Consider the following 26,645-nt stretch of genomic DNA (forward strand, 5'->3'; position numbering starts at 1 on the left):
GGGGCGCGCACCGCGACGGTGCGCGCCCCTTCTCGCATGCCGCGGGCCGTGTCTCCGGGTGAGGCCGCCGGGTTGTGCCGCGTACGGCCCATGGGGCGGACTCTCCAGGGGCTATGGGACGCTTCCTCGCTTAATGTCGCGAATATCGCCACTCACGGTCGTCGGCAGAGGAGAGCGTGTGACCACCCCCGTACCTCCCCGCGATCGCCCCGACCAGCCCTGGCGTTCCGAAGGGGCACCCCCGTCCCCTCCGCAGCGGCGCAAGATGCCCGGCGGCTGGGGACGACTGCTGCTCACCGCGCTGATCGTCTACCTCCTCGCCAACCTGGTGCTCTCCCTCTTCAACGGCGACGACGAGCCGACCATCGCCTACACCGAGTTCACCAAGCAGGTCGGCGCCGGGAACGTCTCCAAGATCTACTCCAAGGGCGACGCCATCCAGGGCGAGCTCAAGAAGAAGGCGAAGGTCCCCGGAGAGGACACCGAGTACACCAAGTTCACGACCCAGCGGCCCGCCTTCGCGGACGACGACCTCTGGGACGAACTGGTCGACGACGACGTCACCGTCACCGCCGAGCCGGTCGTCCAGCAGCGGAGCTTCCTCGCCAACCTGCTGATCTCGCTGGCGCCGATGCTGCTCCTCGTCCTGCTCTGGGTGTTCATCGCCCGGCGGATGTCGCGCGGCGGGCCGGGCGGCGGTCTGGGCGGATTCGGGCGCAAGGCGCCGCCCAAACCGGTCGCCCTGGAGAGCTCCACCCGCACGACCTTCGCCGACGTGGCCGGCATCGACGAGGTGGAGGGCGAACTCAACGACGTCGTCGACTTCCTGAAGAACCCCGAGGCCTACCGGAAGATGGGCGCCCGCATGCCGGGCGGCGTCCTGCTCGCCGGGCCGCCCGGCACCGGCAAGACGCTGTTGGCGCGTGCCGTCGCGGGCGAGGCCGGGGTGCCGTTCTTCTCCGCCTCCGCCTCCGAGTTCATCGAGATGATCGTCGGAGTGGGCGCGGGCCGGGTGCGCGAACTCTTCGCCGAGGCCCGCAAGGTCGCGCCCGCCATCGTCTTCATCGACGAGATCGACACCATCGGCCGCGTCCGCGGCGGCGGCGCCGGCATGGGCGGTCACGACGAGCGCGAGCAGACGCTCAACCAGATCCTCACCGAGATGGACGGTTTCTCCGGCTCCGAGGGCGTGATCGTGCTGGCCGCGACCAACCGGGCCGACGTACTCGACCCCGCGCTCACCCGGCCCGGCAGGTTCGACCGCGTCGTGCAGGTCAGCCCGCCGGACCGGAGCGGCCGCGAGGCGATCCTGAGGATCCACACCCGGCAGATCCCGCTCGCGGACGGTGTCGACCTTTCCCGGGTGGCGAGCTCCACCCCCGGGATGACCGGCGCGGACCTCGCCAATCTCGCCAACGAGGCGGCGTTGCTGGCCGTCAAGCGCAAGGGGTCCGAGGTCGAGCAGACGGACCTCTCCCAGGCCCTGGAGAAGGTCCAGCTCGGCGCCGAACGCCCGCTGGTCATGCCGGAGGAGGAACGCCGCAGGACCGCCTACCACGAGAGCGGCCACGCCCTGCTCGGCATGCTCCAGCCGGGCGCCGACCCGGTGCGCAAGGTCACCATCGTGCCGCGCGGCCGTGCTCTCGGCGTGACGCTCTCCACGCCGGACGCCGACAAGTACGCGTACACCGAGGACTACCTGCGCGGCCGGATCATCGGCGCACTCGGCGGCATGGCCGCCGAACACGTGGTCTACGACGTGATCACCACGGGCGCCGAGAGCGACCTGGAGCAGGTCACCAGCCTGGCGCGGGGCATGGTCGGACGGTGGGGGATGAGCCACCGGGTGGGCAGGCTCACGGCCATCCCGGCCGACGCCCAGCAGGCGTACGGGCTGTCGGCGGCGCCCGCCACGCTGGACGCGATCGACGAGGAGATGCGACGCATCGTCGACGAGTGCTACGAGGACGCCTGCCGACTGCTGCGGGAGAACCGTGACCGTCTCGACTCGCTCGCCGAAGCGCTGCTGGCGAACGAGACGCTGGAGGAGGCGGAGGCGTACCGCGCGGCGGGCGTCACCCGGCTGGAGAAGCCGCACCCGGCGTGAACGGGCGCGCCACGTGGCGGTGTGAACGGGCACGCCGCCACGGGGCGCGGGCGGATCTCAGCAGACGCAGACGAGGTAGCGGAAGACGTTCGGCATCCACACCGTGCCGTCGGACCGCCGGTGCGGATGCAGTGCCTCCGCGATCTCCTTGGCGACCTGACCGGAGTCCGTGGCCGCCACCGCCGCGTCGAAGAGCCCCGTCGAGAGCAGCCCGCGGACCGCGCTGTCCAGGCTCGCGTAGCCGAACGGGCAGGACACCCGGCCCGAACCGTCCGGTCTCAGCCCCGCCCGGGAGGCGACCTCCTCCAGATCGTCCCGCCGCGCCGGGCGCCGGGCGTCGGAGCGCGCCCCGCCGGACGGGTTCGCGAGCCGGTCCGCCACCTCCAGCACGGCGGCCGTGGCACACCTCTCGGGCGGCCCCCACCCGGTCAGTACGACCGTCGCGCCCCGGGCCGCCAGCGGTACGGCGGCCTCCAGTGCGGGGGTGAGCCCGTCCGAGTCGCCCGCCGCGCAGCCGATCGGGTCGAAGGCGGTGAGCAGGTTGTACGGAGCTCCGTCCGTGAGGGCCGCCGCCGGGACGCCCTCGACCAGCCGCGGTGGTGCGGGGAAGGCGGGACCGTACGGTCCTGACCGCCCTGCGGGTCCCTCCGCCCCCGGCGGCAACAGCCGCTCCCGGGCCAGAGCGAGCCGGTCGCGGTCGGTGTCCACACCGGTGACCCGGGCCCCGCGGGCCGCCGCGATCAGCAGGGCGAGCCCGGAACCGCAGCCGAGGGAGAGCATGCGGGTGCCGGACCCGATTTCGAGCCTTTCGTAGACCGCTTCGTACAGCGGTGACAGCATCCGCTCCTGGATCTCTGCCCAGTCGCGGGCACGGGTACCGGTGTCCACCGGAGCGGGGGTGTCCGCGTACCTGTGGTGCCGGACGAGCGTTGGTGTCATGGATGTACCCCAATCGCCAAGAGGGTTCGGTCGTGCCCGAATGGGCGCCCCGCGTGCGGGCGTCCGCATCCCCATGTCAGGGAACTGCGCATCAGCCGCCGCGTCCAGGGGGCGCAGGGTCATTCATTGCGCGCCCTGGTTGTGCGCCCTCTGCGGGCGGGGTGCGCCGCACCGCCGACTCTCGCCGTTGGGAAGGCGGTACCGATCAGCTTCGCGGACCCTGCGGTCCGCCGGGTGGCGCCGCGCGGTCCGGCGGTCCGCGGTGGGGCGGGCGAACGTCCGGAACGCGAGCCTCCCGTTCCTTCCGCCCAGTCTTACCCGACACGCGGAACGCAGCACGTCGAGCGCCCACCGCCCGCGTAGGGCGTGGTCACGAGGGTGGTCGCGGGGCTCGGGCGGGCGGCCCGAGCGTGCGCCGGTTCGTGGACGGGGCGGTGGACGGGGCCGGTGCTCCGTTCGAGGGGCGGGCCCGATAGCCTCGCCCCGACCGGGGCGTGAGCCGCGTCTCCCGCTTCGGTTCCCGGCCCCTGGCGCCCCGGCCGGACCCGGGCTCCGAGCCGTGCGCGAAAGCGTGCGAAAGCGGTACGGACCCGTGCACCCCGACGAGCCCCCGACGAGAGTGTCTACGTGTTATTACGTACGACCTTGGTGTGAGCTGTGCGCCTTCTCCGCAGTTCGGCGTACCCGCCCGCCTACACGGGGCATCGCCGCCAACCGGCTGGTACGTGCAAATTATTTGGGATGGCCCGGAATAGGAACACCGGGGCCCTCAGGCTCGTTATCACGACGTGAGCACGACACCACCTGTACTTGCCGCAGAGCTGGCACAGGCGTGGGCCGACATTCAGCGGTACCACCCCGAGCTGCCCGATCTCGCCGCACCCGAGTCCCTGATCGGAGAGTCTTCGTCCGCCTGTGGCGCCGAACTCTCCTTCGAGCGACTGCTCCACGAGGCAGTCCACGGCATCGCCGCCGCCCGAGGTGTCCGCGACACCTCCCGCGCCGGCAGGTACCACAACCGACGTTTTCTCGCGATCGCCGAAGAGCTGGGCCTCGACCACACCGAGGAGCCCCACCCCAGCAGCGGCTTCTCGCTGGTCACCCTCGACGCGGAGGCCAAGAGGCGATACCGCCCCACGGCGGAACGCCTCCAGCGCGCACTGAAGGCGCACACCGTGGCGACGGCCGCCGACACCAAGCGGTCCTTCCGGGGCCCCGCCGCCCGGCACGGTTCGTCCGGTGGTGGAGTCCGCGTCAAGGCCGTCTGCGACTGCGGACGCAACGTCCGCGTCGTCCCCTCGGTCCTCGCCCAGGCGCCGATCGTCTGCGGCGGCTGCGGCAAGCCGTTCCGGATTCCGGAAGCCACCGTCGCGGTGGGGTGAGCCGATGGCGTGTGGCACAATGGACAGCTGCACTCGACAGTCGCACAGGACCCCTCTCTCCTCCGGCTGACGCGTCCATCGGGCACCTCGGGTGCCACAACCCCACGTGGCATTTTGTTGTGCCCAATCCCGTCAAGACCAGGAGACACCACTTCCGTGGCAGTCAAGATCAAGCTGAAGCGTCTGGGCAAGATCCGTTCGCCTCACTACCGCATCGTCGTCGCCGACTCCCGTACCCGCCGTGACGGCCGGGCCATCGAGGAGATCGGCCTGTACCACCCGGTGCAGAACCCGTCCCGCATCGAGGTCAACGCGGAGCGCGCGCAGTACTGGCTGTCCGTCGGCGCCCAGCCGACCGAGCCCGTCCTCGCGATCCTGAAGCTCACCGGTGACTGGCAGGCCCACAAGGGCCTCCCGGCCCCCGCGCCGCTGCTGCAGCCGGAGCCCAAGGCTGACAAGCGCGCGCTGTTCGAGGCTCTGACCTCCGACGGTGACGAGGCCAAGGGTGAAGCCATCACCCCGAAGGCCAAGAAGTCCGAGAAGAAGGCTGACGAGGCGGCCGACGCTGCCGAGTCGACCGAGGCCTGAGCATGCTCGAGGAGGCTCTCGAGCACCTCGTGAAGGGCATCGTCGACAACCCCGACGATGTGCAGGTCGCCTCGCGTGATCTGCGCCGCGGACGCGTGCTGGAGGTCCGGGTACACCCCGACGACCTCGGCAAGGTGATCGGCCGCAACGGCCGCACCGCGCGTGCTCTGCGCACTGTCGTGGGCGCCATCGGCGGCCGTGGCATCCGGGTCGACCTCGTCGACGTGGACCAGGTGCGCTGAAAAGGTTGAACACCGGCCAGGGCCGGGGAGGGCTTCACAGCCGTCCCCGGCCCTTGTCGTCGCTCCGGCCCCGGGGCCGCGTCGGACACGGCCCAGTGGTGCCCGGGACGGCCCTCCCGTACCCCCGGCGCTGTCGCCCGGCTCACGCCGGACGCCCGCGTCCGCCCCATCAATCGGAGAATCAGCGTGCAGTTGGTAGTTGCGCGGATCGGCCGCGCCCACGGCATCAAGGGCGAAGTCACCGTCGAGGTCCGCACGGACGAGCCGGAGCTGCGACTCGGCCCCGGTGCCGTGCTCGCCACCGACCCGGCGGGAGTCGGACCCCTCACGATCGAGACCGGCCGGGTCCACAGCGGCCGGCTGCTGCTCCGTTTCGCGGGCGTGAGCGACCGGACCGGCGCCGAGGCGCTGCGCAACACCCTGCTGATCGCCGACGTGGACCCCGACGAACTCCCCGAGGACCCGGAGGAGTTCTACGACCACCAGCTGATGGACCTCGACGTGGTCCTCGCGGACGGTACCGAGATCGGCCGGATCACCGAGATCACCCACCTGCCCTCGCAGGACCTGTTCATCGTGGAGCGCCCGGACGGCAGCGAGGTGATGATCCCCTTCGTCGAGGAGATCGTCACCGAGATCGACCTGGAGGAGCAGCGGGCCGTCATCGACCCGCCGCCCGGTCTGATCGACACGAGCGAGGCGATCGTCGCCTCCGCGCGGGACGAGGAGGCCGAGGGCGGCGACGAGGAGGCCGGCGGCAGCGCCGACGGGGCCGACGCGGGGAGCAAGGCGTAATGCGTCTCGACGTCGTCACGATCTTTCCCGAGTACCTCGAACCGCTGAACGTCTCGCTCGTCGGCAAGGCCCGCGCCCGGGGCAGCCTCGACGTGCACGTCCACGACCTGCGGGAGTGGACGTACGACCGGCACAACACGGTGGACGACACCCCGTACGGCGGCGGTCCCGGCATGGTCATGAAGACCGAGCCCTGGGGCGACGCCCTCGACCAGGTGCTCGCCGACGGCTACGAGACCGGCGCGCACAGCCCGGTCATGGTCGTGCCCACGCCCAGCGGACGCCCTTTCACCCAGGAGCTCGCGGTCGAGCTCTCAGAGCGGCCCTGGCTGGTCTTCACCCCGGCGCGGTACGAGGGCATCGACCGCCGCGTGATGGAGGAGTACGCCACCCGCATGCCGGTCGTGGAGGTCTCCATCGGGGACTACGTCCTGGCCGGTGGGGAGGCGGCCGTGCTCGTCGTCACGGAGGCCGTGGCCCGTCTGCTGCCCGGCGTCCTCGGCAACGCCGAATCGCACCGCGACGACTCCTTCGCCCCCGGTGCCATGGCCAATCTGCTGGAAGGCCCCGTCTACACCAAGCCCCCCGAGTGGCGCGGCCGGCCCATCCCCGACGTGCTGCTCACCGGCCACCACGGGAAGATCGCGCGGTGGCGCCGGGACCAGGCGTTCGCCCGTACCGCGCTGAACAGGCCCGATCTGATCGAACGCTGTGCCGCGAGCGACTTCGACAAGAAGGACCGCGAGATCCTCTCCATCCTCGGCTGGGCACCGGAGCCCGGTGGCCGATTTTGGCGCAGGCCGTCCGACGTGGAACAATGAGCAGCTGCTGTACGTCCGACGGGCGCCCCTGCCACAGGGGGAACGACGTCCGCCCGACGTGATCAGCACATTCGATCTTCCAGACGATTCCCGTCGATGACCTGTGGCATCGGCGAAGAAAGCAGACACAATGGCTTCCCTGCTCGATGGCGTCAACGCCGCCTCCCTGCGTTCGGACCTTCCGGCGTTCCGCGCCGGTGACACCGTCAACGTCCACGTGCGCGTGATCGAGGGCAACCGCTCCCGTATCCAGCAGTTCAAGGGCATCGTCATCCGCCGCCAGGGCGCGGGCGTCAGCGAGACCTTCACGGTCCGCAAGGTCTCCTTCAGCGTCGGCGTCGAGCGCACCTTCCCGGTGCACAGCCCGATCTTCGAGAAGATCGAGCTCGTCACCCGCGGTGACGTCCGTCGCGCCAAGCTGTACTTCCTCCGTGAGCTGCGCGGCAAGGCCGCGAAGATCAAGGAGAAGCGCGACCGCTGAGCTGACACCGACGTCCACAGCGCGGCCGGATAGGCTTCGGCCGCGATGGACACGGAAGAACAGCACACGAAGCGCGATCGCTCCTCCGGACCCGCGAAGGGTTCGGAGGAGGGGTCGCGCTTTACGCGTTCCGGGAGCCCCGGGGACGGGCCGGCCGACCCCGGAGACTTGCCGGGTGAGCCGGGTGAGCCGGGCCGGGACGGCGACGGGCGGACCGTGCGGAGGCCGGCGCTGCGGCGGGCGGCCCTGATCTGCGCCGCCCTGCCGGCCGCCGTACTCCTCCTCAGCGCGTTCGTCGTGCAGCCCTTCCTCATCCCGAGCGGCTCGATGGAGCCCACACTGCGGGTCGGGGACCGGGTGCTCGTGAACAAGCTGGCCTACCGTTTCGGCTCCGCGCCGGAAAGGGGAGACGTGGTGGTCTTTGACGGCACCGGCTCCTTCGTTCCGGACACGGCGGGCCCGAACCCCGTCACCGGACTGCTGCGCGGGGCCGCCGCGGTCCTGGGGCTGGCCGATCCGCCGGACACCGACTTCGTGAAGCGGGTCGTCGGAGTGGGCGGCGACCATGTGGTCTGCTGCGACCGTGACGGCCGGCTGGAGGTGAACGGCACCCCGCTGGACGAGGGGTACCTGCACGCCGGAGACGCCCCGTCCCGGGTGCCGTTCGACATCGTCGTGCCCGGCGGCACCCTCTGGATGATGGGCGACCACCGCGACCGCTCCAGCGACTCACGCAGTCACCTCGGGGAGCCCGGGGGCGGAATGGTGCCGGTGGACCGGGTGATCGGACGGGTGGAAGTGATCGGCTGGCCCTGGAGCCGGGCGGGAGCGCCGACCGGCTCCGGCGGCGCCTTCGACGACGTACCCGCACCGGACGGCTCGCATGGGTAACCGCGGCAGGGGGAGCCGCCCGGCGCCCGAGGACGCCTCGTACGGAGCGGTGGACGCGGACCAGTCCGCGCGGCCGGACGGGACCGGGCGCGACCGTACGGCACCCACCCGGGCCGAGCGCCGGAAACTGGCGCGGCGGGTCGCGCGGCGGCGCCGCAGGTCCCGGGTGATCGAGGTACCCCTCCTGCTGGTGTTCGCGCTGCTCATCGCGCTGTTCCTCAAGACATTCGTCGTCCAGGCCTTCGTGATCCCCTCCGGGTCGATGGAACAGACCATCCAGATCGGTGACCGGGTTCTGGTCGACAAGTTCACGCCGTGGTTCCACGCGGAGCCGCAGCGGGGCGACGTGGTGGTCTTCAAGGACCCCGGGGGCTGGCTGGGGGAGGACGGGACGGCCGACGCCGGCACCGCGCCGCCCGGCGTCCGGCAGGCGAAGGAGTTCCTCACCTTCATCGGGCTGCTGCCCTCCGCCGACGAACAGGACCTGATCAAGCGCGTGGTCGCGGTCGGCGGCGACACCGTGAAGTGCTGCGGCAAGGACGGAAGGCTCACGGTCAACGGGGTGGCCGTCGACGAGCCCTACCTGAACCTTGGGGATGTGCCATCGGCCATCCAATTCGAGGTAAAGGTTCCCGAGGGCCGGATCTTCGTCATGGGCGACCACCGGTCCAATTCCGCCGACTCCCGCTACCACCTCGGCAACGGCTTCGACGGCACTGTGCCACTGTCGGACGTCGTGGGGCGCGCCGTGGTCATCGCCTGGCCGGTGGGAAACTGGGCCACGCCGGGGCAGCGCGACGCGTTCGCCGGGGTGCCGGACGCGGCGGCGGGAGCGTCTGCCGCACCCGGTGTCTCGCATAGTGTGTCCCACCAGGATCCCTACGGAATGATCCCGCTCCCGACCCCTGCGGAACTCCCGCTCGTTATGGGAGTGATGGGCCTGCGTCGCATCCGGCGCGGGCCGTGGCACGGATTGAGGAGTGGATGTGGGGGATTTGGCGGTCGGCGCACGATCCGGACACGACGAACCCGAGGACCGGCCCGGAGGGGACGGGGACCCGTCCCGGGCGGCGGTGGACCGGACAGGGGATGACGGCGCCCCGGACGGTCCTGCCGGAGGCCCCAGGCAGCGCTCCTTCTGGAAGGAGCTGCCGCTCCTCATCGGGATCGCGCTCGTCCTGGCCCTGCTGATCAAGACTTTCTTGGTCCAGGCGTTCTCGATTCCCTCGGACTCCATGCAGGACACGCTCCAGCGCGGCGACCGGGTACTGGTGGACAAGCTCACCCCGTGGTTCGGCTCCGAACCCGAACGCGGAGAGGTCGTCGTCTTCCACGACCCGGGCGGCTGGCTGGAGGGTACGGCCACCCCCGATCCGAACATCGCGCAAAAGTTCCTCAGCTTCATCGGGCTCATGCCCTCCGCCGAGGAGAAGGACCTGATCAAGCGGGTCATCGCGGTGGGCGGTGACACGGTTGAGTGCAAGCAGAACGGCCCTGTCACGGTGAACGGGAAGGCTCTGGACGAGAAGTCGTTCATCTACCCGGGCAACACCCCCTGCGACGACAAGCCGTTCGGCCCGATCAAGGTCCCCGAGGGCCGGATCTGGGTCATGGGTGACCACCGGCAGAATTCTCTGGACTCCCGCTACCACCAGAACCTCCCCGGCCAGGGAACCGTCTCCGTCGACGATGTCGTCGGCCGTGCCGTGCTGGTGGCCTGGCCCGTCAACCGCTGGGCGACGCTGCCCGTCCCCAGCACCTTCGACCAGTCCGGCCTGAACGCCGCGGCGGCGGCCGCTCCGGCCGCGCTCGGGGTGGCAGGAGCGCTGCCCCTGGTCCTCCGGCGTCGCCGGAGGCTGACCAGCGGGCGTACCGACGGGTAGTGTGCCGACTCGGATCAGCGATTGTCGATCTCCGATGGGGGACGCTGGGATGAGTGGAACAGGACGTACGGGAGACGGCCACGGCCGGCTCGGCAGTGTGCTGTCGGGTCTGGTCGTGGCCGTCGGCTGTGTGCTCTTCCTCGGAGGGTTCGCCTGGGCCGCGCTGGTGTACCGGCCGTACACCGTGCCGACCGATTCGATGGCCCCGACCGTGGCGTCCGGGTCCAAGGTGCTGGCGCAGCGGATATCGGGCGACGAGGTGCGGCGCGGCGACGTCGTGGTCTTCACGGACAAGGTGTGGAGCACCTCCCCGATGGTCAAGCGGGTCATCGGGATCGGGGGCGACACCGTGGTCTGCTGCGACGCGAAGGGCCGGCTCACCGTCGACGACGTGCCGATCGAGGAACCGTATCTGCAGAAGCCCGCGGGTACGGGCGACGGCCTCGGGGACTCCGCCCCGGCTGCCTCGTCGGAATTCAGCGCGGAGGTTCCCGAGGGGGAACTCTTCCTGCTCGGCGACAACCGCGCGACCTCCCTGGACTCCCGGGTCCACCTGGCGGAGGAGGGGCAGGGTTCGGTGCCGCGCGACACGGTCCAGGCGAGGGTCGACGCCGTGGCCTGGCCGTCCCGCGCCATGCTCGACCCGGCGGACGGGTTCGCCGCGCTCCCCGGCGGCATCTCGTCCCGGGGGCCGCTGACGCTCCAGCTCTGGGCCGTGGTGCTGGGCATGATCCTGATCCTCGGCGGCTGTGCCTACGGGCCGGTGGCCGCGTGGGCGCGGCGCGGCAGGTCCGCGAAGGCGGTGGCGGGTGCCCACTGAGATCCGGACGGTCGCGCGGGTGGTCCTCCTCGACCCGCAGGACCGGATTCTGCTGGTCCACGGCTTCGAACCCGAAGACCCCTCGAAGACCTGGTGGTTCACCCCGGGGGGCGGGCTGGAGGGCGACGAGAGCCACGAGCAGGCCGCCCGTCGCGAACTCGCCGAGGAGACCGGCATCACCGACATCGAGCTCGGCCCGGTCCTCTGGAAGCGCAGGTGTTCCTTCCCCTTCGACGGCCGCCGCTGGGAACAGGACGAGTGGTACTTTCTCGCGCGAACGGAACGGACCGCCACCGACCTGGGAGGTCTGACCGAACTGGAGCGCCGCAGCGTCGCGGGTCTCAGGTGGTGGACTTCCGCCGAACTGCGGGCGACCCGTGAGACGGTGTATCCGACCAAGCTCGCCGAACTGCTGCGCACGCTGCTCGACGAGGGTTCCCCAGGAGTTCCGCAGATTCTCGCCCCCGAAATCGCCTGAACGTCCGGGGGCGTCACCGGCTGCAGCACAATGGGGGAACGCACGGCTGAAGGGGACGCATGCCATGAGCGCCGAGGACCTCGAAAAGTACGAGACCGAGATGGAGCTGAAGCTCTACCGGGAGTACCGCGACGTCGTCGGTCTGTTCAAATACGTGATCGAGACCGAACGTCGCTTCTACCTCACCAACGACTACGAGATGCAGGTCCACTCGGTCCAGGGGGAGGTGTTCTTCGAAGTGTCCATGGCGGATGCCTGGGTCTGGGACATGTACCGGCCGGCGAGATTCGTCAAGCAGGTGCGTGTGCTGACCTTCAAGGACGTGAACATCGAGGAGCTCAACAAGAGCGACCTCGAACTCCCGGGCGGCTGACCGTCACCCGGCGAGAGGGCGAGGCGCCCTGCCGGGGCATGTGACGGATCGTTTCCCCGGGCTGTCAATCCGGGCGACCCGGTCATCCTCAGGGGTGGCCGGGTTTTCCACATCCGGGAAGTTGTCCACCAAGATCCACAAGGATCGGCCGTCCCGCGCAGAGTCGGTGCCGGAGGTGGTGCCGGATGAAGAACGCACGGGGAGCACTCGGGCGGTACGGCGAGGAGTTGGCGGCGCGGCTGCTGACCGGGGCGGGCATGGCCGTGGTGGAGCGCAACTGGCGCTGCCGGGCCGGAGAGATCGACATCGTCGCGCGCGACGGTGACGCACTCGTCGTGTGCGAGGTGAAGACCCGCAGATCGGTGGAGTACCAGCACCCGATGGCGGCCATCACCCCGGCCAAGGCGGAACGGCTCCGGCGGCTCGCGGAGTTGTGGCTCGACGCGCACGGGGGGCCGCCGCGGGGCGGCGTGCGCATCGACCTCGTCGGGGTGATCGTGCCCCGGCGGGGCGGCCCGGTCGCCGAGCACGCCCGGGGGGTGGCCTGAGATGGGCTTCGCGCGAGCCTGCTCCGTCGCCCTGGTCGGCGTGGAGGGCGTGGTGGTGGAGGTCCAGGCGGACCTGGAACCCGGAATCGCGGCGTTCACGCTGGTAGGGCTGCCGGACAAGAGCCTGGTCGAGAGCAGGGATCGGGTCAGGGCGGCCGTCGTCTTCCCTGTCAAGTTGTTGTGTTCAGAGATCTTGCCTCGTGCTTCGGTCTGGCTAGGTGCGGTGCTGTGCCCGCTGGTCTCGCGGCGGCTGTGCTTGCGCCAGGGCCTTGGATTGACCATGAGTTGCGTTTCCCTCTCGATACTGACGTTCCTATTTCTGGCGGGTGGCTGCGTGGCTAGGGTGGCCGTCTGGGATGGGGAGTGGCCGGTCACGCCGGCGCTGAGGGGGGAACGTGATTCCAGCGCTCACGGAAAGTGGCCTGTTGCCACCAGGACGTCACGCTGCAACGTTGGCTGAGATCAAAGAGATCTTCGTGGACCGGGCCCCGCATGTGGAGCGCCGGAGGCGAATATTCCGGGCCTTCGAGCTGTATGCCGACATGCTCGCGGACGTTCTTGAACGCGGAACGTTCTGGGTGGATGGTGGCTTTTGCTCCCATAAGGTCTCGCCGCCGGAGGACCTGGATCTTGCTGTCTTGATCGATCCGACACTCCCGCTGACGGACAAGGATCATGAGCGACTTGTCCCTTTGTTCACCCTCCAGCAGGTCCAGTCCGGTAGCCCGCAGCTGTGGGCGAACCGGGTGCAGCCCATGGGAGGGCTGATCGACAGCTTCCCTCTGGTCGCTGGCATCTCCGAGCAGGAGGAGTATTGGGACGCGACCTGGTCCAGCGTGAAGGGGCCCGACGGTGAGCTTGTTCCCGGAGCTATCAAGGGTTATTTGGAGGTGAGCTGGTGAGTAACGATCTGCGCGACATGTATGCCCGTGCCCTGCAGACGACCGAGGGCAGTGATCCGCTCTCCCGGCTCACCCGGTCGGGCCTTCAAGCGGCAGCCGTGAAGTTCAGCGGCCTCGGCCTGCTTCCGACCGCTGCCGGCCCGGGACTGAACTTCCGCCTTGCGGAGCCGACCAGCGGGGGCTTGATCTCAGCTAACGAGGTAGGAGACTTTCTCCAGCGGGTGCAGAAGGCTGTGGCTCGTCTGGCCAAGGCGCGACGGGCGCGTCTCGCTGATGTTGTCAAGCTGCTGCCATTGGACCTCGAACTCGCGCGGCTGGACGTCGCAGCTTCCTCGGCCGGATCAATCGTGGTCGATTTGCAGCCGCATGTGCCCGCAGCGGATGAAGACCTAGACGGATTGGCGTCCGTCGGGGTGTCGTGGGCCGAGATCGGTGCCGTCGAGTTGGTTCGCGCCCTTCCGGAAGGCCCCGAAGACGACGCGTCGATGGACTCACTGTTCAGTGCATCACCGGTCGTGCGACGAGCTGTGGCCGACTTGATCTCCAAGCTGCCCAACCCGCACCTCGACATCAGCCTGGCCGTCCAGCGTCGCAGCGGAGAACGGATCGCTTCCTCGCTCTCCGCGGGACAAGCAGAGACTCTTCGTGACCGCCTCAACATCATCCGGGAAGAACGCGAGATCGTGCGGATGCAGGGACGTCTCGACGGACTGCGGACGCGTAGGCAGATCTTCTATTTCGAGACCCCAGCAGGCGCTGAAATTCACGGCTTCGTTGACGAGTCCCTGGTGAGCATCGTCAAGGCCCACCTGGATGAGGAAGTCGAGGTCGCCCTCGAGAGCTTCATTCTGCGCTCGGCTGCAGGCAAGCGGAGCCAACGGCGCTATCGACTCATCGAGGTCGCTGGTCAGCAGTCCCAGCTCCCGCCCGGGAGCGAACTCGACGAAGATGAATAGTCGATCCTCAGCAAAACTTCGAGAACCTGAGAGCTCGGCGAAGCGTGAGGTCGCATCACTCGGCATCAGTCCTATGCACTCCTCAAGGTGAGGGACCGCTCTGTCAGACGCTCGCGAAAAGCGTCTGACGCGGGCTAGTCTGGATGCATGGCTGAGGACAAGCGTGTCCCGGGATTGGCTGCAAGCCTTGACGGTGCAGCGGAAGAGTCTGAAGTCGTGAGTCAAATCGAGCGTTCGCTCGAAGAGCTGTTCGGTGATATCCCCGCAGGTCACATGGACATCGTGCGTGCCGATGATGCGCATCTTGTCGTGCTCGGCAGCTATAGCGCCGGAACAAGCGTTGACCCGATGCCCTTTGACGTGGACCTACTCGTCCAGATGAAGACATATCGTGCCAACGGCTTTGGTCCTGAGTTTCGTCGGACCCTCCGCAGAGTGCTCGCCGCCCGGCACGAGCGCCAGCTGGCTCTGCCCGGCCTTGATGATCTTGCTGGGCAAGGTATCAGAGCGTCTGAAAGGGCTCTCCTGGTGGGTGCGGCCATGCTCGAAGGGCTCGACGCCGAGACGCTCAGCCGCTTGCGTGAACGGATCGCGGAAGGTATGTCCCTCACCGACGTTCCGATTAGAGCACTGCGCAACCCGGGGAAGGTCCTGGGCGAACTGACCCAGACCGGGCAAGTCGCTCGTGTCACCAATCACGGCAAAATCGTGGGTTGGTTGATGCCGGCGACGGAGGCCGAACAACATCTCGACGACCTGCTCAAGCAGGGGCGTCTGCGACGTGGAACGCCGGCTCCGATCGAGCCCATCGACATCGATGGGCTCGAGAGACCGCTGAGCGAAGCTCTGACTGAGGCGCGAGATGGAGAGCGCAGTTGATCTATCTGGACTCCTGCGCGCTGGTCAAGCTGATCGTCCGAGAGAAGGAGACAGACGCCTTGGTCGCCTTCCTCGAAGCGCGCCCCGAGCAAAGGCACGTCACCTCGGAGCTCGCCATAACTGAAGTAGCGCGAGTCATCCGGCGAGGTCGTTGTGGTCCTCAAGGACAGGCTCTTCTGGACGAGCCTACATTTGCCCGGCTGCTGGAAGCCGCCGAGAAGCGTCTTGACGCGACTGACCAGCTGGCTGTCGACGCCGCTGTGCTCAAGGCGGCGGGGGCTCTGGAGGAGTTCAACATCCGTTCTCTGGACGCGATTCACTTGGCGAGTGCGATGGTCCTCGGACCGTCGCTGACCAGCTTCGTCACCTATGACGACAGGCTTCGTCAGCATGCAGAGAACCGCGGACTCCAAGCGACCTCTCCCTCGTGATCATGCTTCCACCTCAGCCCGAGGCGAATGCATGATCACGAGGAGCTCATCCGCGAGGTCACGGCACTGCAGGAGTCGGTGAATGCGCTCATCGCCCTACTGCCGACGCAGACGGGTAAGCGATTGAGGGTCGTCGATAGCAAGGCGATCTGACGAAGGACCGTTCGGGTCCCGCCGCGGTGACTGGCGAGACCCGAACGGTCCTTAACACGATCAGGACTCGCACTGGCAATCGTGGAACGGACAGTTGTGCGCACTGTGTCACTCGTCCGCATGACCGGCGAGATGCGTCCGAGACCGTTGCTGCTGTGTGACTGGCAGCTTGCTGCGCATGCCTTCCCACTTCGGTGACACAGCTCTTGACGAGCAGACGTGCCCACCCATGCCTCCAACACGCCAGGCTCGGTGGAACGTGACCTCGTCGGACATCGCGACGATCGTGTGCCCAACCTGCGACGCCCCGCGCCATTCCCTGTGCCGCACGCTGCGAGACCGTCCGACCACGGCGCTGCACCGCGGCCGCACCCTGCGCTACCTCAACACCCGCTTCGCCCTCGACCTGCCCGAACCCCACCACCGGGCCGCGCAGCGGCGCAGCGGCCCCGTCCTCGACGGGGCGGGCCTGCGCGCCGTGCGAGTGCCGCATCCACAGCCGTGGCGGTTGCCCCTTCACGAACTGTCGGACCTGGTCAACGTCAGTTTCCTGGACCTGGCGACAGTGGTGACCGCGCAGGCGTGCGGGCTGCGCCGCACCGGTCTCGACGATTTGCTGTACGGCCCGGACCGTATCGAGCAGAGCATTGACGCCCTCACCTACGCGCTGAATGACCGGCAGATCAGACGCGAGATGCTCGTCCTGTCCGGCCGGAGCGATGAGAGCGCCGAGTCGCTGAAGGCCCAGCAGGATGCGGTCTGGCGGCAGTTGCGGGAAGCGGAGCGGCGCCTGAAAGCCCAGCGCGTCGAGGAGCTCACCACCGCGGGGGTGCTGCCGTTTCCGGCCGCCACCGACGACTCACGGCGCGTCGCACGTGCCTGGCTCGGCCGCTACCTCAGTGCCGAGAAAGACGCCCTGGTCCTTGAGATCGCGACCGCGGCGGGGGTGCCCGCTTCGGCAGCTGCGCCGATCCGGACTATCCAGGACAAGATCACCCGATGCATCGACAACGGGTGGCTCATCGCCCCGCTCAACGACGCCGTCCGCGCCGTTCTCGCCCTCGACGAGTCGGCGTTTGCCAAGCTGCTGCTCGCCGATGCCGGCGGCCAGGACGAGCGCGATGACGTTTTGTGTCATCCGCTAGTGCTCAACCGCTGGCGCGATCAGCTCAACGAGATGCTGCGTGCCGTCGCCCCCAGCGCGGGCAACCCGCATACCAAAAACCTCACCGACCTGACCCGCACACCCACCGCCCGCACCACCGTACAGCTGGAGCAACTCAACGCCCGACGGAGGCTGTTCGCCGCGCTGCTTCAACGCCGGGCTGAAGCCGTACGTCTGATCACCACGCTCAACGACGGCCTGTCGCTGGCCGAGCGCACCGATCCCAGCCACGCCCTACTCAAGAGGGCCGGCGATCAGGCCTACGACGAGCTCGTACGCCGCCACCCCGACCTCTACCAGCGCATCCGCACACACCTGTCACGGTTCGAGACACCCTACGGCCGCCTGCAGATCCCCGGCTCGCGCACCCAGCTGCGTGAGCAGCTCTTCAAGGAACTCGACCGCACCGCCATGCGGACCCCGGCCGGGGTGCCCGGCCGTCAGTGAACCAGTGTGATGCCGAGCAGGCCCGGCGCCGCGGCCTGGTCTGCGCTCCTGCCGCTCGCCGGCCAAGGGGGCGCGGACCGGGCCAGATTGGCAGGGGGCGGGATCGTGTCGGCGGCGGGCGGTACTCGGCTGGCGGTGCTCTTTCGCGCCTCCTCCTTCGGGGGCGCACTGGTGCAGTGCGTCAACGATCAAGGGGGATCTATGGAGTTGGGGCCGACCGAGCTGTCGGATGCGATCAAGGCGGTGCGTGACGGGCTGGCCGCAGCCCAGTGCGACGGGACGGGCTCGCCGATCCGGTTTACGGTCAAGGACGTCGTCCTCGATCTGGGGATCGAGTTGCGGCACACCGCTTCGGCGGGCGGCGGCGTGAAGGCGTTCGTCGTCTCCACGGACGCGAAAGGGGAACGCTCACAGAGCGCCACGCACCGCATGACGGTCACCCTCAGCGTCGCCCCTCACGCGGACGGGAGCGACCTGGAGATCGGGGACACGGCGGGCGGCCGCGGCGGGTCCCTGGCCGGACTGGGCCTGGACTAGACGCCACGCCGATGATCGGGGGATCGGAACGGCGCACCGTCGAGGTACAGGGCACGGGCAGTGGTGAGGAGTCCTACGGCACCGGCTACCTCATCGCCCCCGGCCTGGTCCTGACCGCCCTGCACGTCGCCCAGCCCACACCCCGCCAGGTGCGGGTCCGCGACCTGGTCCACACCGAGTTCACCAAGGCCCGCGTGGTGTGGAGCGATCCTCGACTGGATGCGGCGCTGCTGGAGGCAGACCGCAACCGGGTCGGCGCGGGGATGACGACGGTGCGGTTCGGCGAGCTGGTGTGCAGCGACCCGGGTCACCGCCCGCACTGCACCATGTCGGGTTTCCCCAAGGCCATGCGCCGCAAAGCCGGCTCGGATCCGGAGCGGCTCGTCGACGACCTGAAAACGGTAGACGGAACGATCGCACCGCACACCGGATCACGCTCGATGCTGTACGGGTTCGAGGTGGCAGGGTCGCTGCCCCGCTTCTACGAGAACTGGCAGGGGCTGTCCGGAGCCGGGGTTACCTGCCAAGGGCTACTGATCGGACTGGTGCGTACGGTCGACAAGCAGTGGGATCGCAGCCTGATGGCCCTGCCGGTCTCCCAGCTGCTGGCCGCCGACGGCTTCTGCAGCGCGGTGGCCGGGCACACCGGCATGCTGCCCCGGCTTCAGGCCGCCGACCTCCGGCCGCTGCTGCACGGGCCGCCCGAACCGGTGCTGTCCTCCACCTACTTGCTCGACCCGCATGCCCGCACTGTCACCCTCACCGGCATGTCCCCCTTGATCGGCGAGATCGCCGCCTGGTGCCGCACGGCGCACCGGGTGGACGTCGCCGCGCTGACCGGGTTGGGCGGCACCGGCAAAACCCGGCTGCTCGCCGAGGTGTTACAGCGCCTGGCCGCCCCCCTGCCCGAGGACGCTGACCGGCGTCCGTGGAGCGGCGGCTTCCTCACCGACCGGCCGTCCTCCACCGGCTACCGTCTGCTCGCCTCCTCCCGCTATCCGCTGCTGGTGATCGTGGACCTGGCCGAGAGCCGGGATGGTCAAATTGCCGACCTGCTCGCGGCCCTGGCTCCGCAGCATGACGGCCACACGGTGCGAGTCCTTCTCCTGGCCCGCCGCCGGGACGGCTGGTGGCCGTCCAAACAGCGCGAACTGCGCGCCCTGCATGCCGGCCCCGCCACCCATGCCTTCGCCGTCTCCCCCGACGACGCCTATGACGGCCTGCCCGGTGCGGACATTTACGAGAGCGCGAAGGCGGACTTCGCGCACCGGATCGAACAGCTCCGCCTTGCCGGGCAGGCGGACGAGAGCTGGCGGGAGGGCGCGCTCGCGGATGCGCCCAACGACTACGGCGCCCGCCTCGCGAACTCGGGTCCGCATCCGGTTATCTACCACCACATCGCGGCCCTCGCCGACGTCCTGGTCCACGCCAACCCGACCTTCGCCGACCGTGACCATCCCCTGGACGTGCTCCTGGCGCACGAGGAGAACTACGTCCGCAAGATCGCCGAGGTCCGTCTCCCGCAGGGAGCGGTGGACACCAAGCTGATCCGCAGTCTGATCACCGCCCAGTTCCTCGCCGGGGCGGCCACCGCCCGCGATGGGCAGGCCGTCATCCGCGCCGGGTACGACGCCCATCACAGCGGCTACGGCCCTTCGGCCCCACCCGACCAGCGAATCCTTGCCGCGTTGGATGACATTCTCACCGCCGCTTACCCCAGCACCGACGGCGCCCACTGGGGTGCGGTCGGCGAGCCGCTGGCCGCAGCCCTGCTCACCGAGGTCGAGATCGACAGCGGACACGAATTCGTCGAACAGTTCCTTCAGCATGAAACCCTCAAGGTCGAGCAGCGCACCCAGACCCTCCACGTCGTCGCCCGTGTTAGCACCAAGGACCCCGCGCTTGCCGAGGGAGCCCACCGCGCGGTGGCCGCCGCCCCCGACGAGCTGCTGCCGCTGGCGGTTGGGGTCGCCGCTGAACTGGACACCGACGATGCCGCCCACTGGCTGGACGGAACCCGGCACGCGGTCAGTGTCCGCGCAGCCGAGCCCGGCGCGGACACCGCCGTTTATGAGCGGGCGGCCGACCTGGTGCAGCGTGCCCAGGACTGCGTGGCCGCCGAAATCAGCCCCACCACACTCCTCGACAACACCAACACCGGCACGGGCGTGGGGGACGCCGAGGTGTCAGGCGGCAGTGGGCTACCGGACTGCCGCCACTACATCATGGTCAAACCGGCCGTGACCTGGCCGGTCAGGGTGCTGTTCACCACGGTCAGCATGCTCTACCTGCTGGCCATCACTGCCTCCACGGTCGGCGTCGCCTACTCCAACGGCTTGGGCGAAGGATGGGTCGGCTGGCTCTATATCCCCGCGCACGTCGGCTTCAGCATGATCTTTGCCGCGTACTGGGGCAGCGGCCGCTTGGACTGGACAGCCGGGGCGACCTGGATCGGCCCGCCACTCGTCGTGCTCATGGACGTATGCCTGGGCACCCTGTTCCACGACGCCTGGCCGCTGCCCAGCCACTTCCCTCCGGCGTGGCTAGTGTGGCTCGCATTCTGCGTCCCGGGAATCGCTTGCCTCCCCTTCACCTGGCGCATCTGGTTCGGCCGACTCCAGCCCCGCACGCCCATTCCCGGCGAGGCGCCCTCGCTCCGCAACGTCCCCTGGTAGTCGACCTTTCGGCTTTGCCAGCCGGGGCGTCGGTGTACGAGGCGCTCGGGCGCGGAACCGCCAAGTCACCCGGAAGGCAGGGACCATGCTGGCGCCGGCCGGTTCGGGAGCAGGGCCTGCCCCGGCCTACGCCCTCTTTCTCGCCCGCGGGCAGCGGGCAGGAGAGGGTCGGATGCTCGAATGTGGCACAGGTGTCCGAGCCTCATTTCCCCTTCGGGTGGGCTTGGGGGCCCTCACATCAGCGCTCGGTGCCGGGACGCTCGTGGCTCGTACACAGGGGATCCAGGAGCTCGCCGAGCGGAATACCGAAGGCGTGGGCGAGGGCGTGCCAGGTGCCCAGCGATCCGATGGTGCGGCCCTGCTCGACCTCGATGAGGGTGCGGCGCGACAGGCCGCTGCGGGCGGCGAGCTCGTCGTAGCTCCAGCCCCGGTCGGCACGGTGCCGGGCCAGGGCCTGCCGGAGTGCCGTCGGGTCGGGGTCCGGCGGCGGAAAGATCGTCACCCGACCATCCGACGGTGCAGACCCCTGCCCTGACAGTGCAGACCTCTGCCCTATTTTGTGGCGATACAGGGCTAGCCTGTAAGGGCAGAGGTCTGCACTACTCTCTCGGTGCGTCGCACGGATCGAAGGCCGGCGGCGATCCATGACGGCTAGGAGGGATTTGATGACCACCACCCTGCCTTCGCGCGCCTGGACGGTCACCATCAGCAGTCCGGCCGGACGGCCCTTGCTGATGTGCAGCGCCTGCCCCGGGCCAGCTCCCGTGGCGGGTGTCCCGCGAGGGAAGGAGATGCGGCGGCATCTGGCGCGCCACGTGCGGGAATCCGGTGTGGAGCCCTACTTGCGGACGTGTCAGTGCCGTGAGCGGTCCTGTGTCTGGCACCGGCGCCAAGGGCCGTGCAACGGCGCTCTGCGGCTGGTGCTGATCCGGGCGGGCCAGGGCCGGACCTGGCACCTTGCCGACACCTGCGCCGCCTGCGCAACCGCGATTCCGCAGGCGGCGACCGTCCCGGAGCCCGCTGCGTCGCGTGCCCACACGGCTCGCGACGCCCCGGCGGCCGGCGTCTTGTTGGTACTGGAGGAGCCTGGCGAGTGGATCGAGTCGCTGTGAACACTGCCGGATCGCGGCTGTGCCGGGAATCAGGATGGCCTTGCCGGGGTGTCGGGCCCCGTGCCGGCCGGTGGTGCTGCTGCGTACCACGGGAACGGCGGGGGTGATTGTCACAGGCTCTCGCTAACCTCCTTTGAGCTGAGCGGTGTTGGACGGACAGGGGGTTCGATGGTGCGGATGGACGGCGGCCGGGTGGCAGCCCGCGGGTTTCAGTACCAGTACCTGCGCACGCTCGAAGCGATGTTGACCGCAGCAGATCAGGAACGGGTCCACGGCTGCCGGATCGAGGGGCCCGCGGACACGGCCTCGGTTTCGGCCGTCGATGTGGTCGACTTCGACCTGGTCGACAGGGACGGCGACTGGTCTGCAAGGTGGAGGCCGAGCGGTACGAGCTGATCACGGCTGCGCTGCCCGACCGCAACTGCCGGGCCCTGGCCGCGATCCTTGATGCTCCGCCTGCCGGCCCTGGTCAGCTCAGGTCGCAGCTGGCGCAGCTGCTGCAGCGTGCCTCCTCAGCCACGGCCCGCCTGACGGCCCTGTCTGAGCGGGACCTTGAACGCCTGACGCGCGCCCGGCTTGTCGTGGATGCCCGCGAGGCCGAGGGCATCCGCCGCGACCTGCACGAGCGGCTGCGCGATCGGCGGGCCCGCCGTCGTGCCGGCCTCGGCAGCCGCTCGGCGGGACTGATCACCGGGCATCTGGTCGCCGAGATCATGCGCCGGGCGGCCGACCCCAGCCAGGCGTACTGGAGCATCGCCGACTTCACCGACGCCGCGTTGGTGGAGGACGACGTGCTGGTGCGCGCGCTGGGGCGCCAGGACTGGGGCAGCGTGTTCGGCCCGCTCGCGCCCGTGCCCGACATTCCCCGGCCGGTCGTGCTCGCCGAGATCGCGAAAGCCCTGGCCTCGTCCGACCCGCGCGAGCGGTCGGTCAAGTCCTGTGTCATGTTCGGGCTGTCGGGGATCGGGAAGTCGAGCGCGGCCGCCGCGTACGTCGCAGCCCACGCCGACCGCTACGACCTCGTCCTGTGGGCCAAGGCGGAAACAGAAGAGACCCTGACCGGATCTTTCCGGCGTATCTGGGGGCACCTGAACGGGCACACGCACGACGGTCCGTCCTCCGCGAGCACCTCCTACCTGCGCGAGCAGGTTCATGAGCTGCTCGCGGCGCTGCCAGGGCGCTGGCTGCTCGTCTTCGACGACGCCACCCCCGCCGGAGTTGATGAGTGGATCCCGCGGTTGGGCCGCGGCGATGTGCTGTTCACCTCGATCGACAGCGCCGGCTGGCACGCCGTGCCCGGCGTCGCGCTGTCCCGGATGAACCACGCGCAGGCCCTCGAACTCCTCACCCGCCGCCTTCGCCTGGACGACCAGATGGCTGCCACCTGGCGCGAGGACCTGGACGCTCTGGCCGAAGCCCTGGAGGGATGGCCCTTGGCCATTGAGCTGGCCTGCGGATACATGCGCACCTGCAAGATCCCCGTCGAGCGTCTGGAACACTTCCGTACTCTCCTGCTCGATCGGGCCCTGGCCGACAAGAGATCCAAGCCGTCCGGCTATCCGCGGACCCTCGCCGCCACCGTCGAGCTGAGCCTGGAACGTCTGGCCCACAACACTGCGGACGCCGGAAGCGAGTTGCCCAGCCAAGTCAGTGAAGTCCTGGGATTCCTGTGCCATTTCGCCGCCCAGCGCATCCCGGTGCACCTGGCGATGGCCTGTGCGTTCATCTCGCCCGACATTGTGCCCGCGGGCAAGGAGGCCGTCGTCCTGGACGAAGCCACTGTCCCGGTACGCGAGATCATCCGGGCGCTGATCCAGGTGTCCTTCCTGCGCTACGACGAGCCGCTCGGCTCCCGCTTCTCTGCGTTCGCTGGCAGTGACGACACGGTGTCGATGAACACCGTCCTGCAGCACCTGCTGCGCCAGCACCTCACCCAGGGCGCCCCGGCGGACGCGGCGCTTTCCCGCGGCGCCTTCCACACCGCCCGCTGGCTCGGTGCGGCCCTCGAATTCGACGACGGCGACCTGGCCTGGGAGATCGCCCCGCACGCGGCGGCCCTGGCGGGCCACGTCCAGGACGGCGAGGTCAAGGACAACCACACCGCGCACCTGATCGGCAATCTCGCCGGATTCGAGTACGTCCAGGGGCGCATGGCCCCGGCGATGCGGCTGCTGCATCTGGAACTCGACTGGCTTGAGGACGTGGCCGACGCGAGCCAGTTGCTGATCGCGCAGACCCGCATCTCACTGGCCCAGATGTACGCGCACCATGACACGTCCGATCCGGTGGGGCAGGCCGTGAGTCTGCTGCTGCCGTTGGTGGAGTACATCGAGCAGTTACCCGGTGAACCCGACGGGGAGCCGGCCGCGGCGCTCTTGGCCACGCAGGCGCTCATCGTCCTGCGTAACCTTGCCGACGCCCACCCCGACGACCCGCGCCTGCGCCCCGGGCTCGAGGCGTTCACAACGCTGACCGACCGCCTGCCCAAGACCGCTGCGGTTACCGAGCACCTTGAGGTCGAGCAGATTGCCCGCCTGTTCGGCGACGGCGATCTGCAGGGAGTCGAACGCCTCGCCCGCAGCCAGCCTTTCCACTCCCCCCACAGCCACGCACGCTCCTTCCACGGCGCGGAAGTCGCACGCCACCTCATCGAGGCGCTCGTCTACCAGCGCCGCTGGCTGGAGGCCGAAGCGGAGTTCGAGACGTTCCTCCCCTACACCGGGGCGCGGTCGCTGTATCGCTCTTCCGTCCAGGACTTCGTCCACAACGTCGGTCTCGCCTGCGCGCTGGTGTGGATCGAGGCCACCGACGAGGGTGCCGCAGGACTGCTGCACCGCGTGCTCACCGAGTGCGGCGTCGAGCATCTCGATGCCGCACTGCGCGAGCACGAGCGGGCCCGGTTCACGTTGCTGAAGGCGGTCGATGCCGCCGCGCGCCATGACGCGGACGCCTTCATCCCTCTGATCGTCGGGCTGCGCGACAAGTCCTTCGACGCCGGCGGCATCCATGCGGCTGCGCCGTGGGAGCAGGTCTTCCGGGCCCTGCTGGGACGGATCACGGCCATGACCAGCAAGCAGATCCACGTCCATGTGCACGCACGGGGCGAGAAGATCTTCGACCTGGAGCGCATGCTCCCTGAACAGAGCGCCTACCTCCGCCAGACCGCCGAGGCCGCGTTGGCCGATGTCCATTGCGCCCTCAGCGGCCAGCCTCCATTCCAGACGCTCGGCGTCATCCGCAATCCGCACAACGACGGTGGCCGCACGGACGGCGGGCAGGGCCCCAGAACACCGATCGTGCTGGTGGAGCCGCGTTACATGCTCACCGCGATGTCCCTGACCGGGGAGCCTGCCATGGAGTACCAGGTTCACCGCATAAGCGGCGCCGGTTTTCGCCGGGTCATCCCTGACGCCATGTTCATCCCCGCGCTTCTTGAGTGGCGGCTGTGCCAGCGCGGCAACCGCATCGAACTACGCGACCAGGACGGGACCGTGTGGGCACGCGCCCTGACGAACCTGCCGCCCCGGTGGCACCAGGCGGCCTCCACCAGCAAACGCGTCCTCGTGCTCTACGGGTTCGGGTTCATGCTCCAAGAACCCCCGGAGCAGCGTGCCGCGTTCGCCTCACCGCAGGCCTTCACGGAGCACTTCCACACCGCCGCGTCCTCCGGACTGCTGACCGCAGCGTTCGTGGCCTGGGACGGCATGCGGCCCCCGACGCGCACCCGCCAGCAGGGCCGCAAGCCCCGCAAGCGGTGACCCAGGCATTCTTACCCACCTGCTCGGGTGGCTGACACACGCCCCGTTCGTGCAGCGGCCCTGGGATGTGTCATCGTCCTCACCACCCGTACTCGGGACTCGCGCTGGTGCGGCATGCGAGATACAGGGCGTCGCCCCGGGGACCGCGCTGAGCAAGGACGGCAACCACGACTTCTGCGGACAGTTTCCACGTGTTGCCGCTCTGCTGACCACGCTACCAGCGCGCCGCGCTCGCGGCCGTGACTACCGTCCAAGACGCCCCTCCGATCGATGGCTTCGCCGAGGTTCCCACCGTCTCCGACTGGTGCCAACGGTGGAACGGTCGACGGCACTCCTTCCGTCACGTTGGTGAGGGCGGGCTCGCCGCCGCGGTACGCGGTCGAGCTGCTGCGGAGAAGGAATCGAAGACCTTCATGGTTGAGCACCATTACTCCGGCTCCCTCCGCCGCGCGGTTCCGCTTTGGTCTGTACGACATCGACGCCGACGGGGCGAGACAGCGCGGGATGGTGATGTCCGGGGTGCCGGTCATCGTGGCCGTGCCGACGCGGCCGCTGAACCCGAGGACTTCCCGCCGCCTGACCGGGAAGCTGTCCGCCGCCCGCGACAACGTCCGTTTCGCCGATAAGCGCATCGCCGACCTCGAAATCCAACTCACCGAACAGAAGCGGGGGACCGCACCCGAGGGATCCAGGGGACAAACTTCTTGACGACCTGACTGGCTTGTCAACCGCGCGGGAGGCGCCAGCGTCGCTTGCGTCTCCCGCAGTAGGTCTCACACCAGACGGCCCGACGACCTAAGGGCTGTCCCGCAACTGCGGTGGAGGACAGCCGCAGCCTCGTCAGATGCTCGGGCTCCTCCACAGATGTCGCTCGTCCAGGGTCCCGAACCGCACGTCTCCACGTGCAAGTTCGACCAGGATGGGCCAGCAGTCCAACAGCTGCTCTCTCGCGTTACGCGATGCGAGGTACTGCACAGAGTTGTAGGGCACGATCAGCAGCCCGTTGCTCTCACGGACCCGCTCCGCGTCGATGGCGAGAGGCGGTTCGTCATCGCGCTGACTGCGCGCGAGGAACCCCGCCGCGAGTTGTAGGGCCTCGTCCTGTTCCATCATCCGTCTCCAGTCCGTCGGCTAGAAGAAGGCACCCTAACCGGCCTGCGATGATCTTGATGTGGCTGGTGTGATCACGGCGTCGGAGCCGTCCTAATCCGGTTGTAACGACAGCCCTCAGGGACGTACGCCAGGGCTGTTCGAGCAGTAGAAGTTGGTCGCGATGGCGGTC

General features: G+C 69.1%; 28 protein-coding genes and 1 pseudogene. 26 read left to right on the forward strand and 3 right to left on the reverse strand.

Annotated elements, in window-relative coordinates; translation table 11 throughout:
* Positions 1-178 precede the first annotated feature (178 nt).
* Entirely contained in the window at positions 179-2,107 is a 1,929-nt protein-coding gene (gene ftsH / locus ACWD3D_RS12035) for an ATP-dependent zinc metalloprotease FtsH (protein WP_451460777.1), read from the forward strand.
* Between the two features lie 57 nt (positions 2,108-2,164).
* Here the strand turns inward: ftsH and ACWD3D_RS12040 are convergent, their stop codons facing one another.
* Positions 2,165-3,046: a methyltransferase domain-containing protein gene (locus ACWD3D_RS12040; protein ID WP_451460778.1), complete on the reverse strand. Its 882-nt coding sequence runs from the start codon at positions 3,044-3,046 to the stop codon at positions 2,165-2,167.
* 788 nt (positions 3,047-3,834) lie between these two features.
* Here ACWD3D_RS12040 and ACWD3D_RS12045 point away from each other — a divergent pair.
* The 21 genes and pseudogenes from ACWD3D_RS12045 to ACWD3D_RS12145 all read left to right on the forward strand — a co-directional run bounded on the left by ACWD3D_RS12045 (position 3,835) and on the right by ACWD3D_RS12145 (position 20,493).
* Positions 3,835-4,428 carry a hypothetical protein gene (locus ACWD3D_RS12045; RefSeq protein WP_328719172.1) on the forward strand — a complete coding sequence of 198 codons (594 nt, stop codon included), beginning with the start codon at positions 3,835-3,837 and terminating at the stop codon, positions 4,426-4,428.
* Positions 4,429-4,584: 156 nt separating this feature from the next.
* Positions 4,585-5,016, forward strand: coding sequence for a 30S ribosomal protein S16 (gene rpsP, locus ACWD3D_RS12050; RefSeq protein WP_266709635.1), 432 nt, complete (start codon positions 4,585-4,587; stop codon positions 5,014-5,016).
* A 2-nt stretch (positions 5,017-5,018) separates the two neighbouring features.
* Entirely contained in the window at positions 5,019-5,258 is a 240-nt protein-coding gene (locus ACWD3D_RS12055; RefSeq protein ID WP_014153811.1) for an RNA-binding protein, read from the forward strand.
* 186 nt (positions 5,259-5,444) lie between these two features.
* Complete coding sequence (rimM, locus tag ACWD3D_RS12060) at positions 5,445-6,053, forward strand: ribosome maturation factor RimM (RefSeq protein ID WP_451460779.1); 609 nt, start codon at positions 5,445-5,447, stop codon at positions 6,051-6,053.
* Complete coding sequence (gene trmD / locus ACWD3D_RS12065) at positions 6,053-6,874, forward strand: tRNA (guanosine(37)-N1)-methyltransferase TrmD (RefSeq protein ID WP_451460780.1); 822 nt, start codon at positions 6,053-6,055, stop codon at positions 6,872-6,874. Before rimM ends, trmD begins: the two co-directional genes overlap by 1 nt.
* 130 nt (positions 6,875-7,004) lie before the next feature.
* On the forward strand, positions 7,005-7,355 hold the full coding sequence (gene rplS / locus ACWD3D_RS12070) for a 50S ribosomal protein L19 (protein WP_266709644.1): 351 nt from the start codon (positions 7,005-7,007) through the stop codon (positions 7,353-7,355).
* A 45-nt stretch (positions 7,356-7,400) separates the two neighbouring features.
* Positions 7,401-8,246 (forward strand): signal peptidase I, encoded by an 846-nt coding sequence (gene lepB / locus ACWD3D_RS12075; protein WP_451460781.1) that lies wholly within the window; start codon positions 7,401-7,403, stop codon positions 8,244-8,246.
* A complete protein-coding gene (gene lepB / locus ACWD3D_RS12080; protein ID WP_451460782.1) occupies positions 8,239-9,339 on the forward strand; it encodes a signal peptidase I in 1,101 nt (366 codons plus the stop codon). The genes lepB (ACWD3D_RS12075) and lepB (ACWD3D_RS12080) overlap by 8 nt, the downstream gene beginning before the upstream one ends.
* Positions 9,242-10,129 carry a signal peptidase I gene (lepB, locus tag ACWD3D_RS12085; protein ID WP_451460799.1) on the forward strand — a complete coding sequence of 296 codons (888 nt, stop codon included), beginning with the start codon at positions 9,242-9,244 and terminating at the stop codon, positions 10,127-10,129. The genes lepB (ACWD3D_RS12080) and lepB (ACWD3D_RS12085) overlap by 98 nt, the downstream gene beginning before the upstream one ends.
* Positions 10,130-10,178: 49 nt before the next feature.
* Positions 10,179-10,949: a signal peptidase I gene (gene lepB, locus ACWD3D_RS12090; protein WP_451460783.1), complete on the forward strand. Its 771-nt coding sequence runs from the start codon at positions 10,179-10,181 to the stop codon at positions 10,947-10,949.
* On the forward strand, positions 10,939-11,427 hold the full coding sequence (locus ACWD3D_RS12095; RefSeq protein ID WP_451460784.1) for an NUDIX hydrolase: 489 nt from the start codon (positions 10,939-10,941) through the stop codon (positions 11,425-11,427). The genes lepB (ACWD3D_RS12090) and ACWD3D_RS12095 overlap by 11 nt, the downstream gene beginning before the upstream one ends.
* A 64-nt stretch (positions 11,428-11,491) precedes the next feature.
* A complete protein-coding gene (locus tag ACWD3D_RS12100) occupies positions 11,492-11,800 on the forward strand; it encodes a DUF2469 domain-containing protein (protein ID WP_003965949.1) in 309 nt (102 codons plus the stop codon).
* A gap of 185 nt (positions 11,801-11,985) precedes the next feature.
* Complete coding sequence (locus ACWD3D_RS12105; protein ID WP_451460785.1) at positions 11,986-12,348, forward strand: YraN family protein; 363 nt, start codon at positions 11,986-11,988, stop codon at positions 12,346-12,348.
* A 1-nt stretch (position 12,349) separates the two neighbouring features.
* Positions 12,350-12,511 (forward strand): annotated as a pseudogene (locus ACWD3D_RS12110) (magnesium chelatase domain-containing protein); the annotation flags it as partial.
* Between the two features lie 232 nt (positions 12,512-12,743).
* Positions 12,744-13,250, forward strand: coding sequence for a DUF6932 family protein (locus tag ACWD3D_RS12115; protein ID WP_451460786.1), 507 nt, complete (start codon positions 12,744-12,746; stop codon positions 13,248-13,250).
* Positions 13,247-14,206, forward strand: coding sequence for a hypothetical protein (locus ACWD3D_RS12120; RefSeq protein ID WP_451460787.1), 960 nt, complete (start codon positions 13,247-13,249; stop codon positions 14,204-14,206). The genes ACWD3D_RS12115 and ACWD3D_RS12120 overlap by 4 nt, the downstream gene beginning before the upstream one ends.
* A gap of 147 nt (positions 14,207-14,353) precedes the next feature.
* A complete protein-coding gene (locus tag ACWD3D_RS12125) occupies positions 14,354-15,085 on the forward strand; it encodes a hypothetical protein (RefSeq protein ID WP_451460788.1) in 732 nt (243 codons plus the stop codon).
* Positions 15,082-15,516: a type II toxin-antitoxin system VapC family toxin gene (locus ACWD3D_RS12130; RefSeq protein WP_451460789.1), complete on the forward strand. Its 435-nt coding sequence runs from the start codon at positions 15,082-15,084 to the stop codon at positions 15,514-15,516. The genes ACWD3D_RS12125 and ACWD3D_RS12130 overlap by 4 nt, the downstream gene beginning before the upstream one ends.
* A gap of 412 nt (positions 15,517-15,928) precedes the next feature.
* Positions 15,929-17,281, forward strand: coding sequence for a hypothetical protein (locus tag ACWD3D_RS12135; RefSeq protein WP_451460790.1), 1,353 nt, complete (start codon positions 15,929-15,931; stop codon positions 17,279-17,281).
* A gap of 201 nt (positions 17,282-17,482) precedes the next feature.
* The gene (locus ACWD3D_RS12140) at positions 17,483-17,818 is read left to right on the forward strand and encodes a trypco2 family protein (RefSeq protein ID WP_451460791.1); all 336 of its coding nucleotides are present in this window, start codon (positions 17,483-17,485) and stop codon (positions 17,816-17,818) included.
* A gap of 11 nt (positions 17,819-17,829) precedes the next feature.
* Positions 17,830-20,493: a hypothetical protein gene (locus tag ACWD3D_RS12145; protein WP_451460792.1), complete on the forward strand. Its 2,664-nt coding sequence runs from the start codon at positions 17,830-17,832 to the stop codon at positions 20,491-20,493.
* Positions 20,494-20,731: 238 nt separating this feature from the next.
* Here the strand turns inward: ACWD3D_RS12145 and ACWD3D_RS12150 are convergent, their stop codons facing one another.
* Positions 20,732-20,995, reverse strand: coding sequence for a helix-turn-helix transcriptional regulator (locus ACWD3D_RS12150; RefSeq protein WP_451460793.1), 264 nt, complete (start codon positions 20,993-20,995; stop codon positions 20,732-20,734).
* A 163-nt stretch (positions 20,996-21,158) separates the two neighbouring features.
* On the opposite strand from ACWD3D_RS12150, the gene ACWD3D_RS12155 reads away from it, so the two are divergent.
* The 4 genes from ACWD3D_RS12155 (at position 21,159) to ACWD3D_RS12170 (ending at position 26,071) form a co-directional block, all read left to right on the forward strand.
* On the forward strand, positions 21,159-21,605 hold the full coding sequence (locus ACWD3D_RS12155) for a hypothetical protein (protein WP_451460794.1): 447 nt from the start codon (positions 21,159-21,161) through the stop codon (positions 21,603-21,605).
* Positions 21,606-21,773: 168 nt separating this feature from the next.
* Positions 21,774-22,001: a hypothetical protein gene (locus ACWD3D_RS12160; RefSeq protein WP_451460795.1), complete on the forward strand. Its 228-nt coding sequence runs from the start codon at positions 21,774-21,776 to the stop codon at positions 21,999-22,001.
* On the forward strand, positions 21,977-25,363 hold the full coding sequence (locus ACWD3D_RS12165) for a hypothetical protein (protein ID WP_451460796.1): 3,387 nt from the start codon (positions 21,977-21,979) through the stop codon (positions 25,361-25,363). Before ACWD3D_RS12160 ends, ACWD3D_RS12165 begins: the two co-directional genes overlap by 25 nt.
* A 417-nt stretch (positions 25,364-25,780) precedes the next feature.
* Entirely contained in the window at positions 25,781-26,071 is a 291-nt protein-coding gene (locus ACWD3D_RS12170) for a hypothetical protein (protein WP_451460797.1), read from the forward strand.
* A 132-nt stretch (positions 26,072-26,203) separates the two neighbouring features.
* Here the strand turns inward: ACWD3D_RS12170 and ACWD3D_RS12175 are convergent, their stop codons facing one another.
* Positions 26,204-26,473 carry a YrhB domain-containing protein gene (locus ACWD3D_RS12175; RefSeq protein ID WP_451460798.1) on the reverse strand — a complete coding sequence of 90 codons (270 nt, stop codon included), beginning with the start codon at positions 26,471-26,473 and terminating at the stop codon, positions 26,204-26,206.
* Between the last annotated feature and the right edge of the window lie 172 nt (positions 26,474-26,645).

Source organism: Streptomyces sp. NPDC002690 (genome assembly GCF_053592415.1).

Coding starts and splice junctions, on each gene's coding strand:
- ACWD3D_RS12040 (WP_451460778.1), bottom strand. CDS start 3,046: ATGACACCAACGCTCGTCCGGCACCACAGGTACGCGGACACCCCCGCT.
- ACWD3D_RS12055 (WP_014153811.1), top strand. CDS start 5,019: ATGCTCGAGGAGGCTCTCGAGCACCTCGTGAAGGGCATCGTCGACAAC.
- trmD (WP_451460780.1), top strand. CDS start 6,053: ATGCGTCTCGACGTCGTCACGATCTTTCCCGAGTACCTCGAACCGCTG.
- rplS (WP_266709644.1), top strand. CDS start 7,005: ATGGCTTCCCTGCTCGATGGCGTCAACGCCGCCTCCCTGCGTTCGGAC.
- lepB (WP_451460781.1), top strand. CDS start 7,401: ATGGACACGGAAGAACAGCACACGAAGCGCGATCGCTCCTCCGGACCC.
- lepB (WP_451460782.1), top strand. CDS start 8,239: ATGGGTAACCGCGGCAGGGGGAGCCGCCCGGCGCCCGAGGACGCCTCG.
- lepB (WP_451460783.1), top strand. CDS start 10,179: ATGAGTGGAACAGGACGTACGGGAGACGGCCACGGCCGGCTCGGCAGT.
- ACWD3D_RS12100 (WP_003965949.1), top strand. CDS start 11,492: ATGAGCGCCGAGGACCTCGAAAAGTACGAGACCGAGATGGAGCTGAAG.
- ACWD3D_RS12105 (WP_451460785.1), top strand. CDS start 11,986: ATGAAGAACGCACGGGGAGCACTCGGGCGGTACGGCGAGGAGTTGGCG.
- ACWD3D_RS12125 (WP_451460788.1), top strand. CDS start 14,354: ATGGCTGAGGACAAGCGTGTCCCGGGATTGGCTGCAAGCCTTGACGGT.
- ACWD3D_RS12140 (WP_451460791.1), top strand. CDS start 17,483: ATGGAGTTGGGGCCGACCGAGCTGTCGGATGCGATCAAGGCGGTGCGT.
- ACWD3D_RS12145 (WP_451460792.1), top strand. CDS start 17,830: ATGATCGGGGGATCGGAACGGCGCACCGTCGAGGTACAGGGCACGGGC.
- ACWD3D_RS12155 (WP_451460794.1), top strand. CDS start 21,159: ATGACCACCACCCTGCCTTCGCGCGCCTGGACGGTCACCATCAGCAGT.
- ACWD3D_RS12160 (WP_451460795.1), top strand. CDS start 21,774: ATGGTGCGGATGGACGGCGGCCGGGTGGCAGCCCGCGGGTTTCAGTAC.
- ACWD3D_RS12175 (WP_451460798.1), bottom strand. CDS start 26,473: ATGGAACAGGACGAGGCCCTACAACTCGCGGCGGGGTTCCTCGCGCGC.